The sequence below is a fragment of the Roseomonas indoligenes genome (assembly GCF_017813365.1).
Classification (GTDB): Bacteria; Pseudomonadota; Alphaproteobacteria; order Acetobacterales; family Acetobacteraceae; genus Roseomonas; species Roseomonas indoligenes.
Genome location: NZ_JAGIZA010000002.1, coordinates 412,018 through 427,371, shown reverse-complemented (window position 1 = coordinate 427,371; position 15,354 = coordinate 412,018). Strand labels below are relative to the sequence as shown.

Here is a 15,354-nt window from a genome sequence, read left to right as displayed (position 1 = left end):
AGGATCGGATCGTCGGGCGAAGATTCGGTAAAGTCGCGCCTGGAAAACGTGCGGCGGGCCTCAGCCTCTCGCAGGTGTCCCGATCGGCAGCAGCGTCAACGGCGCGATGGTTCCGCCCCCGCCCATGGCCAGGGAGAGGTCCATCCCCGCAGCCGATGCCAGTTGCCGGAGCAGCGGCGCCAGCACGTCGCGCGGGCCCGGCACCGCGTCGCCCGCCAGCACGGCTGTCAGCCCCGGCGGCCAGGCGGCGTTGCGCCCTTCCGGCCACACGGCCACCCCGCCCTCCTGCCCGGCCAGGTGCACGGTGCCGCCGCGCGGCAGCGCCTCGCTCCCCAGCATGGCGGCCGCCAGCACGGCCTGGGAAAGCGGTGCGGGCAGCGGCGTTTCGGGCAGGCCGGAGAGTTCCACGGTCACCCGCCCGTTGGGCAGCGCGCCCTCCAGCAGCTCGGTCAGCCCGTCGCGCCCCAGCGGGCCCGTGCCCGCCCCGGCCGCCGCCCGCCAGAGGCGAAGACGCCGCCCCATGGTGTCGGCCCCCTCCCGCGCGACGGAGAGCGCCTCTTCCGGCGCCGCCTCTGCGAGGTCCAGCGCGCCGGAGAGGGCCGCCAGCGGGCCGCCGAAATCGTGGCAGATGCGCGCACAGAGGTCCTGCGCCAGCGAAAGGGAATCCATTCAGACGTTCCTGCCCGGGAAGGCCGCTTTTGCCACGCGCCTCATTGATCCCTAGTAAAGTCGCGCGGCACGGGGAAGCGCCGCCACGCTACCTCGCTTCGAAAAGAGAATGACTGCCGATGGCTGATTCCGTTTTCGAGCCAGGTCAAATCGTTCGTCATCCCACCCGTCCGGACTGGGGGTTGGGACAGGTGCAGTCGGTCGATGGCGATCGCGTCACCGTCAACTTTGAGCACGCGGGCAAGTTGCTGATCAACACGCTTCATACAACCCTGGATATAGTGGATCACGACTGAGACGGCGATTTCACGCCTTCCGTTCAAGTCCCGCCCTTGCGCCGTCCCGGCCCCGGCCCCCACATCCCCATCAGTTCCCAGGAGCACCCCTGCCCATGCTTGATCCGTTCGCCCGGCGGATCTCCTACCTCCGCGTCTCGGTGACGGATCGCTGCGACCTCCGCTGCGTCTATTGCATGGCGGAGGACATGACCTTCCTCCCGAAGAAGGACCTCCTCACGCTGGAGGAGTTGGACCGGCTCTGCGGCGCCTTCGTCGATCTGGGCGTGGACAAGATCCGCCTCACGGGCGGGGAGCCGCTGGTGCGCCGGGGCGTGATGCAGCTCTTCCAGAGCCTGGGCAGCCGGATCAGTGAGGGCGGGCTGAAGGAGCTGACGGTCACCACCAACGGCACCCAGCTGCCGAAGATGGCCGACGACCTGTTCAAGGCCGGCGTCCGCCGCATCAACGTCTCGATGGACACGCTGGACCCCACCACCTTCGCCAACGTCACCCGCTGGGGGAAGCTGGACCAGACCCTGGACGGCATCTTCGCCGCCAAGGCGGCCGGGCTGGCCGTGAAGATCAATGCCGTGGCGCTGAAAGGCGTGAACGAGCACGAGTACGACCGCATGATCGCCTGGTGCGGCGAGCACGGCTTCGACCTGACGCTCATCGAGACCATGCCCCTGGGCGACATTAACGAGGACCGGACGGACCAGTACCTTCCCCTCTCGGAGGTGCGCCGCCGGATTGCCCGCAACTGGACCCTGCTGCCGAGCAGCCATGCCACCGGCGGCCCCGCCCGCTACGAGACGGTGCAGGAAACCGGCCGGCGCATCGGCTTCATCACGCCGATGACCCACAACTTTTGCGAATCCTGCAACCGCGTGCGCCTGACCTGCACCGGCACCCTCTATATGTGCCTGGGCCAGGAGGACGCGGCCGACCTGCGCGCCCCGCTGCGCGATCCCAGCGTGGACGATGCGGGCTTGCGGGATACGATCCTCTCGGCCATTGCGCGGAAGCCGAAGGGCCATGATTTCGTCATCGGGCGGGCGCAGGCTCCCTCCGTCGGCCGCCACATGAGCGTGACGGGCGGCTGAGGCGGGCCCGACCGGGGGCGATCCGCGTGGCCCGCATGATCTTGAGGTAGGCGCGTGCTGAATTCCGAACTCGTCGCCAGGCTGGCGATCCCGGGGCTTCCCGAGTGGAGCGGCCTCGTCATCCTTCTGCTGGGCCTGCTCTTCGTCATCGCCTTCGTCATGATGCCCTTCAGCGTCTTCGGCCTGAAGTCGCGCCTGGACGCCATTGAGGCCCAGCTGGACGACGTGCAGCAGGAGATCCGCAGTCTCGCGCTGCGCCTGCCGGAGCCCATCGCCCTGCGCCGCCGCGCGGCCGGTACGGAGGAGATCTACGAGGAGCCCGCGATGCCCCCGCGCCCGGAGCCGGGCTTCCGCGACGACCGGGCGCCGCGCATGACGCCCCCGATTCCCCCGCCCCCCACCTGGCCCGAGGACCGGAGCGGCCCCGGCCGGCGCACCGAGCCCCGGCTAGGCGGCCCGCGGCGCTAGGCGGTTCGGCCTTCCTCAGGGAGGCGGGCGACGACCGCGGAGAGCAGTTCCGCGACCGGGGCCGACGAATCGAGCCGCAACACCGGCACGGCCTGGGCGGCGAGCCACCTCTCCTGCCCCACACGGCTCCGCTGCTCCGAACCGGCCGTGTCGTAGGCGGCGGCCCAGGCCAGGAAGGCGGCACTTCCCTCCGCCATGTCGCCCCCCTGGGCGATGCGGCCGGCGTAGCGGGCCTCCTCCCGCCGGCGCAGCCGCTCCATCCGCAGCGCCGGGTCCAGGGTGAGGAAGACGATCAGGTCATAGAGGGGCACCAGCGGATCGCCCCATCCCGTCGCCGAGCCGGACAGGATCCATCCCGGCAACGCGGACAGCCGCCCCTTCAGCATTCCCAGACGCTCCGCCACCGGCCGCTGCGTGGTGAATGGCGGATCAGTCGGAACCCAGAAGAAGGCGTCTGTGTCGAAATGCGGCACGCCGAGGCTCCCGGCCAGCGCCGCCCCGAGCGTCGTCGTCCCCGAGCCGGAGGCGCCGAGGATGTGGATGCGGGCCATCCGCTCACTCGCCCGGCAGGACCTCCCGCACCCGCTCCGCCGGCCGGCAAAGGCGCACCCCGGCGGGGGTGAAAACGAAGGGCCGCTCGATCAGCGCCGGATCCGCCGCCATCGCGTCCAGCAGCGCCGCATCGTCCAGCCCCGGATCGGCCAGCAGTGCCGCCCCTTCCTTCGTCCGCATTGCCTGGCGTGGCATCAGCCCGGCGGCCTCGATGGCCGCGGCCAGGGCCTCCCGCCCCGGTGGGTCGCGCTTGTACTCCACGACAACCGGATCGATCCCTGCCGCCCGGATCGTCTCCAGCACGGTGCGGGAGGTGCCGCAGGCCGGGTTGTGCCAGATCGTCGTCGTCATCCTGCCTCCAAGGGTGCTGCTCACCCCCTCATAAGCCGGGTTACCGGAAGCGGCGAAGCGCCTCCCCATCGAAGCGCGGGCCGCCCTGCCCTATCCTGCCCCCATGCCGCCCCGCCGCCCCGCCGCCGACCAGGATCTTTTCGGCGCCCCCGAGCCCCCGCCCATCTCCGCGCAGGAGGCGCCCGCCGGAGGGCCGCGCACCCGGGGCCCGCTGGCCGACCGCCTCCGACCGCGCACCCTTTCGGAGGTCGTGGGCCAGAATCACCTGCTGGGCCCGCAGGGCGCACTGCGCCGGATGCTGGACCGGGGCGCACTCGCCTCCCTGATCCTCTGGGGCCCGCCGGGGGTCGGGAAGACCACCATCGCCCGGCTGCTGGCGGAGGAGGCGGGGCTGCGCTTCTCCGCCCTCTCGGCGGTCTTCTCCGGCGTGGCTGACCTCAAGCGCGCCTTCGACGAATCGCGGATGCGCCGGCAGAACGGGCAAGGCACCCTCCTCTTCGTGGACGAGATCCACCGCTTCAACCGCGCCCAGCAGGACGGCTTTCTGCCCGTGGTGGAGGACGGGACCGTGGTCCTTGTCGGCGCCACGACGGAGAACCCCTCCTTCGCCCTCAACGGCGCCCTTCTCTCCCGCTGCCAGGTGATGGTCCTGAAGCGCCTGGACGATGCCGCGCTGGAACTTCTGCTGACCCGTGCGGAAGGAGAGTCCGGCCACCCTCTTCCGGTGGACGTGCCCGCCCGCGCAACGCTGCGCGCCATGGCGGACGGCGATGGCCGCTACCTGCTGAACCTGGCCGAGCAGCTCCAGTCCCTGCCAGAGGGCACGCGCCCGCTGGACGTGGCGGGCCTCTCATCCCTTCTGGCGAAGCGCGCCGCGCTCTACGACAAGGACCGGGAGGAGCACTACAACCTCATCTCCGCCCTTCATAAGTCCCTGCGCGGATCGGACCCGGACGCCGCCCTCTACTGGTTCGCCCGCATGATCAAGGGCGGGGAGGACCCCCGCTATATCGCCCGCCGCCTCGCCCGCTTCGCGTCCGAGGATGTCGGCGCGGCCGATCCCGCCTCCCTTACCCTCGCCCTGGCGGCCTGGGAATCCTATGAGCGCCTGGGCAGCCCGGAAGGGGAGCTGGCGCTGGCCCAGCTCGTCCTCCACCTCGCTTCTGCGCCGAAGTCCAACGCCGCCTACACGGCCTGGAAGGCCGCCCAGGTGCTGGCGACGGAGACGGGGAGCCTCATGCCCCCGCCGAACATCCTCAACGCGCCCACGAAGCTGATGAAGTCGCTCGGCTACGGCCGCGACTACGCCTACGACCACGACACGGAGGAGGGGTTTTCCGGCGCCAACTACTTTCCCGAGGGCATGGAGCGCACCCGCCTCTACCGCCCGACGGAGCGGGGCGCGGAAGCCCGGGTGGCGCGGCACCTGGAGCGGCTGGAAGCGCTGCGGGAGGAAATCCGGGCGGAGAAGCCGTGAACCGAAGCGTCGCCCGCCCGGGGCGGGGCCGCTTCAAGGCGATCCGGCCTCATCAGCCGGCGTAAAGTGCAGGACCCCGGCCAGCCGCGACACGCCGCCATTGTCGGAAGGGTGGCGGACGCCGTCCAGCACCGGCACCTCCTCCAGGTCGAAGGGGCTCATCCCCTCCAGGCAGGCCAGGTTCACGCCGAACTGACCGGGGGTCGAGCGGCGCTGGTGGTGCGTGTAGATGCCACAGTGCGTGCAGAAGTGGTGCTTCGCCGTGCCCGTGTTGAAGCTGTAGGTGCCGAGCGACTCCTCCCCCGAGACGACCCGCACCCCGTCCGTTGCCGCCGAGACCACCACCGCGCCCCGCATCCGGCAGATCGAGCAGTTGCAGCGGCGGGCCGTCTTGATGCCGTCCGCGAGAGTCACCTCGAAGCGCACCGTGCCGCAGTGGCAGGCGCCGTTCATCTGCCGGGGTGTCTCGCTCATCCGCATCTCCTCTTCGCCGCCCGGGACAACCACCCGGCATTCCCGCCCGTTCCAGGGAGGCAGGGATGGAGGAGACCAGCATGAGCGACCGGCCACCGGAAGGCCCCAAGGCCGATTACGGGCCCGATGAGGCCACCCCGGTCCCCATCCCGCGCCCGCCCTCGAAGGAGGAGGTGGACCGGATCAGCGAGGACCAGGGCCTTATCACCGACGAGTGGACGGGCGAGCCGGACGGGAAGGACCGCCCCTCCAAGTCCTAGGGCACGGGATGCGTGTCGTTCGGCTGCTGCGGCGGCAGCTTGATCGCGATGGCGCGGAACCGCCCCGTGCTGGCGCGCGATCCGGCGTGGTGCGTGCCGCGGGGGATGACGATGAAGTCGCCCGGCTTCACCTGCACCTCCCGGTCGCCCAGCCAGAAGCTGCCGCTACCGTCCAGGATGTACTGGATCTCGTCGGCATTCGCGTGGAAGTGCTTCAGCACGTTCCCGCTCTGCACGGCCACCGTGCCCTCCGGCGCGGAGACGAGGAGGCGGGAGCGAAGGTCGGTGTTGTTGATCAGCGGCCCGATCTCGTCATCCGTCAGCGCCATGAGGTTGACGATGCGCGGCGCCATCGCCGTGGCCGCCGGCTGCGCCTCGGCCTGGGGAAGGATTCGGTCCGCGTAAAGACCCGCGGCAAAGGCGAGCGCGAGGCCGCCGAGAATCATGGGAAGGCGCATGTCTGTATCACCCGGATCGTTCCGGCCGGGATCATCCGCCCGCCTCGCGCGCGCCGCAACTGGGGGGCTCAGCCCCGGAAGCGGCGGCAGATCCGGACGATCAGCAGCACCGGCCAGATCACGCCCGTGGCGAGCATGAAGGGGCCGGTCACCAGCATGAGCCAGCCCATCACGCCCGTAGTGTAGAGAAGCTCCCCCAGGTCGCCGAACCGGCTGGGGCAAGGGGTGGGGAAGCCCTCGTGCACGCGGCAGCCCAGCGCATCGGCCACCGCGGCGGTGAAGAGGACGGAGAGCAGGGGCGCCCAGGCGACGAGCGTCACCAGGGTGAGGAGGACGATTCCCGTCCTCCCCAGTCGGTTGGGGCGGCCCGGCCCGATGCCGGGTGGCAGCCCCTGCGTCACGCTACTTGGCGGCGGCCTTGACGCCGGTCTCGATCAGCTCGGCAGCCTTCTCGGCGCTGCCCCAGCCCGTGATCTTCACCCACTTGCCCGGCTCCAGGTCCTTGTAGCGGGAGAAGAAGTGCTCAATCTGCTGCTTGGTGATCTTCGGCAGATCGTCGCACGACTTGATGTCGGAGTAGTAGGGATGGATCTTGTCGTGCGGCACGCAGACAAGCTTCTCGTCCTGCCCTGCCTCGTCCTCCATCAGCAGCACGCCGATCGGGCGGCAGCGGATCACGCAGCCCGGCACCACGGGGGCGGGGATCAGCACCAGCGCGTCGGTCGGGTCGCCATCATCGGCGATGGTGCCGGGGATGAAGCCATAGGCCGCGGGATAGGCCATGGGGGTGAAGAGGAAGCGGTCCACCACGACCGCCCCGGTGTCCTTGTCCAGCTCATACTTCACCGCGGAGCCCTCGGGGATTTCGATCACGACGTTGATGTCGTAGGGCGGGGCCTTGCCGGTCGGGATCAGGCTGGGATTCATGCGACGATCCTGGGTTTGCTGTAGCGCATCGGCGCGGAATGCGACGAAATGTCCTGGCGCCTTAGCAGTGCCCGCTTTCTCCCGCAATTCACGCGCTGGACGGGCGCCGCAGCCCCCGCCAGCATGCCCGCAAACACCCGATGGGAGGGAAAGCCTTGACCGCACCGGTCCTCCGACGCGCCCTGATGGCCGCCGCCGCGCTCGTCGCCGCGGCCGCACCGAGCGCCCGACGCGCCTCCGCCCAAGGGGCAGCGGCACAGGGGGCGCCGCAAGGGGCCCGGCCCGCAGCACCGGCGGCAGAGCCGCTGATCGTCCGCAAGCAGGTCTTCGAGGCCGGGGAATACCGCACCCGCGGCGGCGGCACCGTGCCGAATGCCCGTATCGGCTACCAGACCGCCGGCACGCTGAACGCGGCGGGCGACAACGCCGTGCTCATCACCCACTTCTTCTCCGCCAATAGCCACGCCTTCGGGCGCTACGCCCCGGGCGGCCCGGCGGGCTACTGGGACGACATCGTCGGCCCGGGCAAGGCGATCGACACGAACCGCTTCTTCGTCGTCTCCTCCGACACGCTGGTGAACCTCAACATCAACGACGGGAACAACAACACCCCCGGCACCACCAGCACCGGCCCCGCCACCATCGACCCCAAGACCGGCCGGCCCTTCGGGATGAACTACCCGGTGGTCTCCATGCGGGACTTCATCGAAGTGCAGAAGCTGTTGCTGGGCAGCCTTGGTGTGAAGCGCCTGGCGCTGGTCGCCGGCCCCTCCATGGGCGCGCTGCAGGCGATCGAATGGGCCCTCGCCTATCCTGACATGGTGGAGCGCGTGATGCCCGCGGTGGGAACCGGCGAGTTCGACGCCTTCCTGCTGGGCTGGATGGAGATCTGGGAGGTTCCCATCCGCAACGACCCGAACTGGCGGGGCGGCGACTACTACGGCCAGGGCCGGGACCAGCCGACGCGCGGCCTGGCGGAGGCGCTGAAGATCGTCACCCTCCAGGCGCGGGACCGCGGCTCCCTGACAGGGTTCGGCCGCAAGCCGATCGAGGGCCAGGATCCCGCGCGCCGCATCGGCGACGGCTTCGCCGTGGAGAAGTTCCTGGACGATGCCGCCACGGCCCGCGCCAGGACGGCGGATGCCAACGCCTTCCTCTATCTCACCCGGGCCAACCAGCTCTTCCTGAACGAGGTCCCGGACATCGACGCCGCCCTTGCCCGCAGCAAGGCGAGCTGGCTGGTGCTGCCATCGTCCGGGGACCGGATCTTCCCCGTGACCTACGGGCGCGAACTGGCCGAGGCGGTCCGCAAGGCCGGGCGCCCGGTGACGCTGGTGGAGTTGCAGGGCGGGCTGGGCCATCTGGAGGGCGTGGCCGGCATGGCGCAGGCCGAGGGTGCGATCCGCACCTTCCTCGGGACCTGACCCTGTTCTAAGGAGCCACCTGGATGGGCCGGTAGCTCAACGGTTAGAGCTGGCCGCTCATAACGGCTTGGTTGCGGGTTCGATTCCTGCCCGGCCCATCCGGAACTTCTTTCCGCCGCGCGCCTAGCGCCCCAGCAGGCCCCGCAGCAGGTCCTGCATCTGCGGGCGCCGTTCCCGGTGATCCTCCGCCGGGGCGGCGGGCGGGGTGCCCACGGCCGGGGCCGCGCCGCGGGCCAGGGCCAGCTGCCCCGCACAGTCGGCCGCGGGCGGCGCGGCGTTGCGGCCGCCCAGCAGCCCCTCCACCAGCGCGCCGACGGCCGCCGTGTCTCCATCGCGGGACCGCTGCGCCAGCCCGCCCAGCACGCCCACCGCCGCCGCGGTCGCCGCGTTCGGGTCCACCGAGAAGCGCGGATTGCCGAAGCGGCCGGTGATGCCGAGCGGAGTGGTGAGCGAAACATCCCCCACCCGGATCACCGGGCGCAGGCGGAAGGCCAGGGTCTCGTCCCCGAGATTCGCGGCGCCGGCGCCGCCGATATTCGCCACGCCGGTCTGCACCAGCAGGGCGCGGGACTGGGCGACGCCTTTCTCAAGGTCGAAGCGCAGGGCGAGGCAGCGGATCTCCGCCGCGCCGCCCACCGCATTCTCCGGCACGATGCCGCGCAGGGCCTGGGTGGCGCCGGTGAGCAGGCGCGGCTCAATCCGCCCCCCCGTCATCGCCAGGCCGAGATGGCCGGCGAGGCTTCCGGCCAGGGCACGGGTCCCCGCCCCCTCCCCGCGCAGGGAGATATCCAGCGCACCCTTGCCCGTAACGGGCGAGGCGATGCCGAAAGCCGCGAGGAGCGGCGCCGGGTCCACCCCGCCCTCCCCGCTGCGGAGATCGAGGGAGAGGCGCGGCGCGGCGCCCCCGGCCTCGGCGGTAAGCGCACCGCTGACGGGACCGCCCGGGGTGGCGGCGGCGAAGCGCTCCACCCTCAGCGCCTTGCCGTCCAGCACGGCGCGTAGGGAGACGTTCCGCCAGTCCGCGCCATGCAGGCGCAGCACGGCGACGTCGCCATCCGCGTCCAGGGCAAAAGGCACGTCCCGGATGGCGGCGAGGTCGATCGGCTGGTCGGGGATGACCCGCGTGTCCGCCCGGGCAGCCGGGGCGGGCGCGGCCGGGGCTGGTGATGCGGGGGCTGGTGGCGCAGGGACCGGTGCGGCGGGGGCCGGAGTGGCGGGCGCGGCGGCAGGGGCTGGCGCGGCGCGGATCGCGTCCAGGTCGAGGCGGCTCAGGGACACGCGCAGGTTCAGCCGCGGCAGAGGATCGGCCCGGCGCCAGGCCAGCGCGCCGCGCCCGGCCACCTCCCGCGCGGTGATGGCGAGGTCCGGCACATCGGCCCCCTCGGCGGAAAGGTTCAGGCGGAAGGTGGCGCTCGCCGCGTGCAGCGGCGGCAGGTTCGGGGTGCCGGCCCGGGTGCCGAGCGCGCGAAGGTCCTCGGCGCGGAGGGAGACGGCCCAGCCCGTGCCCGCCATCTGCCGGCCCGGGGCGAGCGCGCCCTCGGCGGAGGCGGCCAGCCCCTCGGCCTCCAGGCGGACGGCCAGCGGCAGGGCGCCCTCGCCCCGCGCGGCGGCCAGGGTCGGGCCCGTGGCGTTCAGCGTGACCGGCAGCTCGCCCAGGCGCAGCGTGCCGGTGAGGGTGATTGGCGCCTCCGGCGCGCCCGCGTCCAGCTGGACAGGCCCGAGGGCGAGGGCGCGGCCACCGGCCGCGGCCTGCGCCTCCGCCACCGAGGCGTGAAGGCTGGAAAGGCCCCGGGCGCCATCCGCCTCCGCGACGAGGGAGAGGTTGCGCGCCTCCGGCAAGGCGGTGCCCGGCAGGAGGGGGGCGAGGCGGGCCGTGCTGTCGGCGGTGGCGGCCAGCCGGGCGCGCCATCCCGCGGGCTGGAACGGCAGCGTCAGGGCGCCATTCGCCTCCGCGTTCATGCCCGGCACGGAAAGGCCCAGGCGGAAGGGCCATTCCCCAGGCTGGTCGGCCAGCAGGGCGGCGAGTGGGCCGGTGCCGCCGTTGATCGTCGCGGTCAGCCCGCGCGCGATCGCCTGGCCTTCCGCGAGGATCGCCTTGTCGGAGGCGCGGAGCACCAGGCGGGGAAGCTCCACCACCTCCTCCTGGCCGGGCGCCCGCCAGGTGATGCGGCCGCGCTCGATCGTCACGGCGTCCACGGCGATGCCGAAGGGGCGGGATGGCTCGGCGGGGATGGGGTTCGCGGGGGCAGGCGCGTCCGGGCGGGCGCGGTTGAACTGCCAGTTCCCGCGCCCCTGGGCGTCGATCTCCAGCAGCAGGTCGGGCTCCACCAGCGCGATGCGGCGGATCTTCACCTCCCGCGAGAGGAGGGGAATGAGGGCGACCTCGGCCTCGATCCGGCGAGCGCGCAGCATTTCCGGGCGGGAGCCGCCGGGGACATTGGCGAAAACCGGGCCCTCCAGCGCGATCGTCGGCACCAGCGCCGGGCGCAGGGTGACGGGCCCGGACAGGGTCAGGCGGCGACCGGTCGCGGCTTCTATCGCCGCCTCCAGCCGGGGGCGCGCGGCATCGGATCGGACCAAGGCCCAGAGGGCGGCATAGCCGGCGACGGGAAGGCCCACCACGACCACCCCGAGGCCGATGAGCCAGGGGCGCAAGCGGCGCCGGGATCGCGCGGATTCGCTCATGGGTGCCTTCCCGGGACTGTCAGCGCGTCCGGCGCGCGGGCGGGGTGCGCGGCCGGTCGAAGCCGAGGAACTCGAAGCTCTCGTTCATATGGGGCGGCAGCGGCGCGGAGACGGAGAGGGTGCCGCCCTCCGGGTGCGGCAGCTCGATGGAGCGGGCGTGGAGGTGGAGGAGATCCGACATCCCCTCCAGATGGGCTGCGGCGCCACCGTATTTACCGTCCCCCAGGATCGGGGTCTTCAGCGCCGAGGCGGCGTGGACGCGGAGCTGGTGGGTGCGGCCGGTATGCGGCTGCATCTCCAGCCAGGAGACGTGCTTGCGGGCATTGTCCACCACGCGGAAGTCGGTGATGGCGTGGGCACCGTCCTCCCCTTCCTCGGCCGGTCCCATGCGCTCCCCGCGCGGGCCGCCCTGTTTCGCCAGGGGCATGTTGATGCGCCCGGCCAGCGGGTGCGGGCGGCCGACCACCAGGGCCCAGTATGTCTTCTGCGCGTCCCGGCCCCGGAAGGCGGCGGCCAGCTTCGCCGCCGCACCGGGGCTGCGGGCGAGGAGAAGGACGCCGGAGGTGTCCCGGTCCAGCCGGTGGACGAGGCGGGGGCGATCCTCAGCCCCGAAGCGCAGCGCATCCAGCATGCCGTCCAGGTGGCGCGCGATGTTCGGCCCGCCCTGCACGGGCAGGCCATGGGGCTTGTCCAGCGCGATCACGGAATCGTCGCGGTAGATCACCATCCGCTCCAGCATCGCCGCGTCGCGCTCGGACACGGCGGGGCGGTCCGGCATCGGGGCCGGGGTGTCCGGCATCGGCGGCACGCGGATCTCCTGGCCAGGCAGGAGGCGGGTGTTCGTCTCCGCCCGCTTGCCATCCACCTTGATCTGCCCGGTGCGCAGCATCTTCTGCAGCGCCCCCTGGGTGAGTTGGGGATGGTGGCGGCGGAACCAGCGGTCGAGGCGGAGATCCGCCTCATCGGACGCGACGGTGGCAAGGGTGGCTGGCATGATGCGGTGCAGGTAGCGACGGCGGCGGCGCGCGTCGAGGCCGGAGTGGTCCCTTTCGCCCGGGCCACCGCCTCGGCCAGGCTCACGCCGAGAGGTTGAAGGCCACCGAGATGCGTGGGCGGATGCCGGAATAGCGCCGCACGCCGTGGACCAGCCAGGACGGGAAGAGCAGCACCGTGCCGGTCCGCGGCGTGACGTAATCCGTGAGCCCCGCGCTGAGGCAGCCGGGGATGGCCATGCGGAGCTGCGGGGCGGAGAAGCCGGGGAGGATGCCGCGGGGGTCGTGCATCTCGAACTCGCCGCCAGGGCCCGGGCCGTCCTGCGCCACCTCATCGCCGGCATCCACCCAGTAGACGCCGGACCAGTAGGCGCCGGGGTGGTGGTGGGGGTGGTTGGCGTGGCCCTCCCCGTTCACGTTCGCCCAGGCGTTACTGCGCCAGGTCATCACGCCCTTCCGCGCCGCCCCGTCCGGCGTGCGGATGGCGGTGAACCGGTTCGCCAAGCGCGTCACGCCATCCAGCAGGGCAGCGCCGGCGGGACCGGACCAGGACCAGAAGTCATCGGCCGACTGCCAGCCGCCATCGTTGCTGCGGGTCACGCCACCCTCCCGCGCGGCGCGGGCGAGGATCGCGGCGCGCAGCCCGGCGTTCAACGCCGCCGCGCCGTTCACCGGGGCGACCAGCAGGGGCGTGGGAAAGACATTCCTCAACCGGAAGCCCGTGGCGCTGAAGCTGAGGGGTTCCAGCGGGGAAAGGCCGGCCGGCGATCCGTGATCCATGGTGCTGCATCCTGCGGCGAGGGCGGCAGGATGACCCGCGAAGGCTTTCGAAGGGTTAAGGGGCTTGCGCCGCGCGACTGGCAGGCTTCAATCCCGCGTGACACCGGATGAAGACCGACCGATGACCGTGAAGGCCACCGCCCCCGTGCACCCGGACGACCTGGCCGCGGTGCGGGACTGGTTCCGCATCCTGTCCGAGCATGTGCGGGCCGTGGATTTCGTGCCGGCCCGCGCGATCTTCGCCGAGGACTTCATCGCCTTCGGCACCTACAGCGATTTCCTGGTCGGCCGCGACAACACGGAAGGTAACCAGTGGCGCAAGGTCTGGCCGACCATCGACGGCTTCACCTACCGGCTGGACAACGTGCAGGCGGTTGTCTCCCCGGACCGGCTGCACGCCACCGGCATGGCGGTCTGGGATTCCACCGGCTACCGCGAGGATGGCACGCCCTTCGACCGGCCCGGCCGCACCACCGTGTCCCTGGCACGGGAGAAGGTGGGCGATCCCTGGGTGGCGACGCACACGCACATGTCCCTGTTCCGCGGCACGCCGGATGTGAGCCACGGGAAGAAGGCGCCGAGGAGCTAGGGCCGGGACCAAACCCCCGGCCGCACCCCGGCGGCGGTGAGAAGGCCATAGGCGGTGATGCCGAGGGCCACGGCCAGGAATTGGCCGTCCAGCCCCATCCCCAGCACATCGCCGAGCAGCCATCCCCCACCCACCGCGACGCCGATCCGCGACAGCCCCGCCAGCAGCGGCCAGCGCATCCGCCCGGCGCCCTGGGAGGCGAAGTAGAGGGCCATGCCCAGGCCGAAGCCGCCGAAGGCGAAGCCGGTGTAGGACAGGGCACGGGCGGCGAGGTCCACGACGGCCGGGTCCGCGGTGAAGAAGCCGGCAAAGATGCGCGGCGAGGCCGCCACCAGCAGGCCGATAAGGCCGGTGATGGCGAAGGCCATGCCCCCGCCCGTCCAGGCGATGCGCCGCGCGCCCGGCCAGTCCCCGGCGCCGACGGTGCGGCCCACCAGAGCCGTAAGGGCGGAGCCGACGCCGAAGGCGATGGGGATCATCAGGAATTCCAGCCGGGCGGAGATTCCATAGGCCGCCACCGCGACGGGGCCGTGGGAGGCGATGCGCGCGGTGACGAGGATGGTGGTGAGGTTCGCCACCCCCGCCAGGATCGAGGCGATGAGCCCCACGGAGAGGATGCGCCAGAACATCGCGCCGGAGGGCCGCACCCGCAGCCCCGGCCGGAACCCCGCCCCGCCCCGCAGCACCACCCAGCCCATGGCAAGGGTTGAGCCGGCAAAAGCGGCGGCCAGCCCCGCACCGATCCCCGGCAGGCCCATGCCCACCGGCTCCGCAAGGAGCCAGGCAAGCACCGGGTAGGCCGCCCAGGTGATCACCAGCACCCGCGCGGCCAGGGCGTGCCGCCCGCCCCCGCGCAGGACGGAGGCGAGGGTATTGGCGAGCCATACGGGCACGGCGCCGAGGCCGAAGAGGAGGATGGCGTAGGGCGCCGCGGCCTCCGCCGCCGCGGTGCCGCCGATGGCGCCGAGGAGCGCGCGCGGGAAACCGGCGAGCAGCACCGCGAAAGCAGCCCCGGCCAGCACGGCAATGAGGACGGCGTGCAGGACGAGGGCCGAGGCCTCGTCCCGCCGCCCGGCGCCGAGGGCGCGGGCGATGGCGGAGGAGACGCCGCCCCCCATGGCGCCCGAGGACATCATCTGCATCAGCAGCGAGAAGGGCAGCACCACGGACCAGCCGGCGAGCGCCGCGGTGCCCTGGCGTGCCGCCAGCCAGGTCTCGGCGATCTGGGCGACGGCCTGGAGCACGGCGCTGAGGGCGGTGGGGGCGGCCAGCGCCAGAATCTGCCGCGCGGCGGAGGGGCGCGGCGGGGCGACAAGGAGGGTTTCAGCCACGGGCCGCCTCCGGAAAGCGGCGGCGCATCGCCTCGCTGGCGGCGGGGCCGGGCACGAGGCGGATGGTCTCCGGGGTCACGGGCCGGCCGGCGGAGTCCAGCGGCGGCGGGCAGGCGATCTCCTCGCCCGTCACCGGGTCCAGCAGACACATGGCCTGGCCGTCCGGGCCCGCCATCCAGCGGTCCGCCCAGCCTTTCAGCGAGAGGAAGACGGGGAAGAAGGCCCTGCCCTTCTCCGTCAGGCGATAGGAATGGCGTGCCCCCTCCGGCACGCGCTCCAGCAGGTCGTGCTCCACCAAGTCCTTCAGCCGGGTGCTGAGGATGTTGGTGGCGATGCCGAGGTGGCGGGCGAAGTCGTCGAAGCGGGTGGTGCCGTAGAAGGCCTCCCGCATCACCAGGATGGCCCAGCGCTCCCCCAGCACGTCCATCGCCCGGGCGATGGGGCAGCGCATCGTCGCGAAGTCGGTTCGGGGCATCGGGGCATCCATTCGGCTTGCATCATGCAAGCTGATTCGTTTGCAACATGCAAGCCTTCTG

The 15,354-nt window shown here is 72.1% G+C and carries 19 protein-coding genes and 1 tRNA gene; 8 read left to right on the top strand and 12 right to left on the bottom strand.

Features of this window, described 5'->3' with window-relative positions:
* Positions 1-60: 60 nt before the first annotated feature.
* Positions 61-669, bottom strand: coding sequence for a histidine phosphotransferase family protein (locus J5Y10_RS04390; RefSeq protein ID WP_209371088.1), 609 nt, complete (start codon positions 667-669; stop codon positions 61-63).
* Positions 670-788: 119 nt separating this feature from the next.
* Between J5Y10_RS04390 and J5Y10_RS04385 the strand changes: the two genes are divergently transcribed.
* From J5Y10_RS04385 to J5Y10_RS04375, 3 genes are all read left to right on the top strand, one after another.
* Complete coding sequence (locus J5Y10_RS04385) at positions 789-965, top strand: DUF3553 domain-containing protein (RefSeq protein ID WP_209371086.1); 177 nt, start codon at positions 789-791, stop codon at positions 963-965.
* A gap of 95 nt (positions 966-1,060) precedes the next feature.
* Positions 1,061-2,050: a GTP 3',8-cyclase MoaA gene (moaA, locus tag J5Y10_RS04380; RefSeq protein ID WP_209371084.1), complete on the top strand. Its 990-nt coding sequence runs from the start codon at positions 1,061-1,063 to the stop codon at positions 2,048-2,050.
* Positions 2,051-2,104: 54 nt separating this feature from the next.
* Positions 2,105-2,518, top strand: coding sequence for a hypothetical protein (locus J5Y10_RS04375; RefSeq protein ID WP_209371082.1), 414 nt, complete (start codon positions 2,105-2,107; stop codon positions 2,516-2,518).
* On the opposite strand, the gene J5Y10_RS04370 is transcribed toward J5Y10_RS04375, so the two are convergent.
* Positions 2,515-3,069, bottom strand: coding sequence for a P-loop NTPase family protein (locus J5Y10_RS04370; protein WP_209371079.1), 555 nt, complete (start codon positions 3,067-3,069; stop codon positions 2,515-2,517). The two genes, J5Y10_RS04375 and J5Y10_RS04370, sit on opposite strands and share 4 nt — an antisense overlap.
* Positions 3,070-3,073: 4 nt before the next feature.
* The gene (locus J5Y10_RS04365) at positions 3,074-3,421 is read right to left on the bottom strand and encodes an ArsC/Spx/MgsR family protein (protein ID WP_209371078.1); all 348 of its coding nucleotides are present in this window, start codon (positions 3,419-3,421) and stop codon (positions 3,074-3,076) included.
* A gap of 103 nt (positions 3,422-3,524) precedes the next feature.
* Between J5Y10_RS04365 and J5Y10_RS04360 the strand changes: the two genes are divergently transcribed.
* Positions 3,525-4,898, top strand: a complete 1,374-nt coding sequence (locus J5Y10_RS04360) for a replication-associated recombination protein A (RefSeq protein WP_209371075.1) — start codon at positions 3,525-3,527, stop codon at positions 4,896-4,898.
* Positions 4,899-4,931: 33 nt separating this feature from the next.
* Here J5Y10_RS04360 and J5Y10_RS04355 read toward each other — a convergent pair whose 3' ends face one another.
* Positions 4,932-5,372 (bottom strand): GFA family protein, encoded by a 441-nt coding sequence (locus J5Y10_RS04355; protein WP_245214289.1) that lies wholly within the window; start codon positions 5,370-5,372, stop codon positions 4,932-4,934.
* A gap of 80 nt (positions 5,373-5,452) precedes the next feature.
* Between J5Y10_RS04355 and J5Y10_RS04350 the strand changes: the two genes are divergently transcribed.
* Entirely contained in the window at positions 5,453-5,632 is a 180-nt protein-coding gene (locus J5Y10_RS04350; protein WP_209371071.1) for a hypothetical protein, read from the top strand.
* On the opposite strand, the gene J5Y10_RS04345 is transcribed toward J5Y10_RS04350, so the two are convergent.
* From J5Y10_RS04345 to ppa, 3 genes are all read right to left on the bottom strand, one after another.
* Positions 5,629-6,090, bottom strand: a complete 462-nt coding sequence (locus J5Y10_RS04345; protein ID WP_209371068.1) for a cupin domain-containing protein — start codon at positions 6,088-6,090, stop codon at positions 5,629-5,631. The two genes, J5Y10_RS04350 and J5Y10_RS04345, sit on opposite strands and share 4 nt — an antisense overlap.
* Before the next feature lie 68 nt (positions 6,091-6,158).
* On the bottom strand, positions 6,159-6,491 hold the full coding sequence (locus J5Y10_RS04340; protein WP_209371067.1) for a hypothetical protein: 333 nt from the start codon (positions 6,489-6,491) through the stop codon (positions 6,159-6,161).
* A 1-nt stretch (position 6,492) separates the two neighbouring features.
* On the bottom strand, positions 6,493-7,017 hold the full coding sequence (gene ppa / locus J5Y10_RS04335; protein ID WP_209371066.1) for an inorganic diphosphatase: 525 nt from the start codon (positions 7,015-7,017) through the stop codon (positions 6,493-6,495).
* Positions 7,018-7,172: 155 nt separating this feature from the next.
* On the opposite strand from ppa, the gene J5Y10_RS04330 reads away from it, so the two are divergent.
* Entirely contained in the window at positions 7,173-8,441 is a 1,269-nt protein-coding gene (locus J5Y10_RS04330) for an E22 family MetX-like putative esterase (protein ID WP_245214288.1), read from the top strand.
* Positions 8,442-8,466: 25 nt separating this feature from the next.
* Positions 8,467-8,539: transfer RNA gene (locus J5Y10_RS04325), tRNA-Ile, on the top strand.
* 25 nt (positions 8,540-8,564) lie between these two features.
* Here the strand turns inward: J5Y10_RS04325 and J5Y10_RS04320 are convergent.
* The 3 genes from J5Y10_RS04320 to J5Y10_RS04310 all read right to left on the bottom strand — a co-directional run bounded on the left by J5Y10_RS04320 (position 8,565) and on the right by J5Y10_RS04310 (position 12,898).
* Positions 8,565-11,126, bottom strand: a complete 2,562-nt coding sequence (locus tag J5Y10_RS04320; RefSeq protein WP_209371063.1) for an AsmA family protein — start codon at positions 11,124-11,126, stop codon at positions 8,565-8,567.
* A gap of 19 nt (positions 11,127-11,145) precedes the next feature.
* Positions 11,146-12,120, bottom strand: a complete 975-nt coding sequence (locus J5Y10_RS04315; RefSeq protein WP_209371054.1) for an RluA family pseudouridine synthase — start codon at positions 12,118-12,120, stop codon at positions 11,146-11,148.
* 82 nt (positions 12,121-12,202) lie between these two features.
* Positions 12,203-12,898 (bottom strand): TIGR02466 family protein, encoded by a 696-nt coding sequence (locus J5Y10_RS04310; RefSeq protein WP_209371052.1) that lies wholly within the window; start codon positions 12,896-12,898, stop codon positions 12,203-12,205.
* Positions 12,899-13,019: 121 nt separating this feature from the next.
* On the opposite strand from J5Y10_RS04310, the gene J5Y10_RS04305 reads away from it, so the two are divergent.
* Positions 13,020-13,487, top strand: coding sequence for a YybH family protein (locus tag J5Y10_RS04305; protein WP_209371051.1), 468 nt, complete (start codon positions 13,020-13,022; stop codon positions 13,485-13,487).
* Here the strand turns inward: J5Y10_RS04305 and J5Y10_RS04300 are convergent.
* Positions 13,484-14,818 carry an MATE family efflux transporter gene (locus J5Y10_RS04300; RefSeq protein ID WP_209371049.1) on the bottom strand — a complete coding sequence of 445 codons (1,335 nt, stop codon included), beginning with the start codon at positions 14,816-14,818 and terminating at the stop codon, positions 13,484-13,486. The two genes, J5Y10_RS04305 and J5Y10_RS04300, sit on opposite strands and share 4 nt — an antisense overlap.
* Positions 14,811-15,293, bottom strand: coding sequence for a winged helix-turn-helix transcriptional regulator (locus J5Y10_RS04295; protein WP_209371047.1), 483 nt, complete (start codon positions 15,291-15,293; stop codon positions 14,811-14,813). Before J5Y10_RS04295 ends, J5Y10_RS04300 begins: the two co-directional genes overlap by 8 nt.
* Between the last annotated feature and the right edge of the window lie 61 nt (positions 15,294-15,354).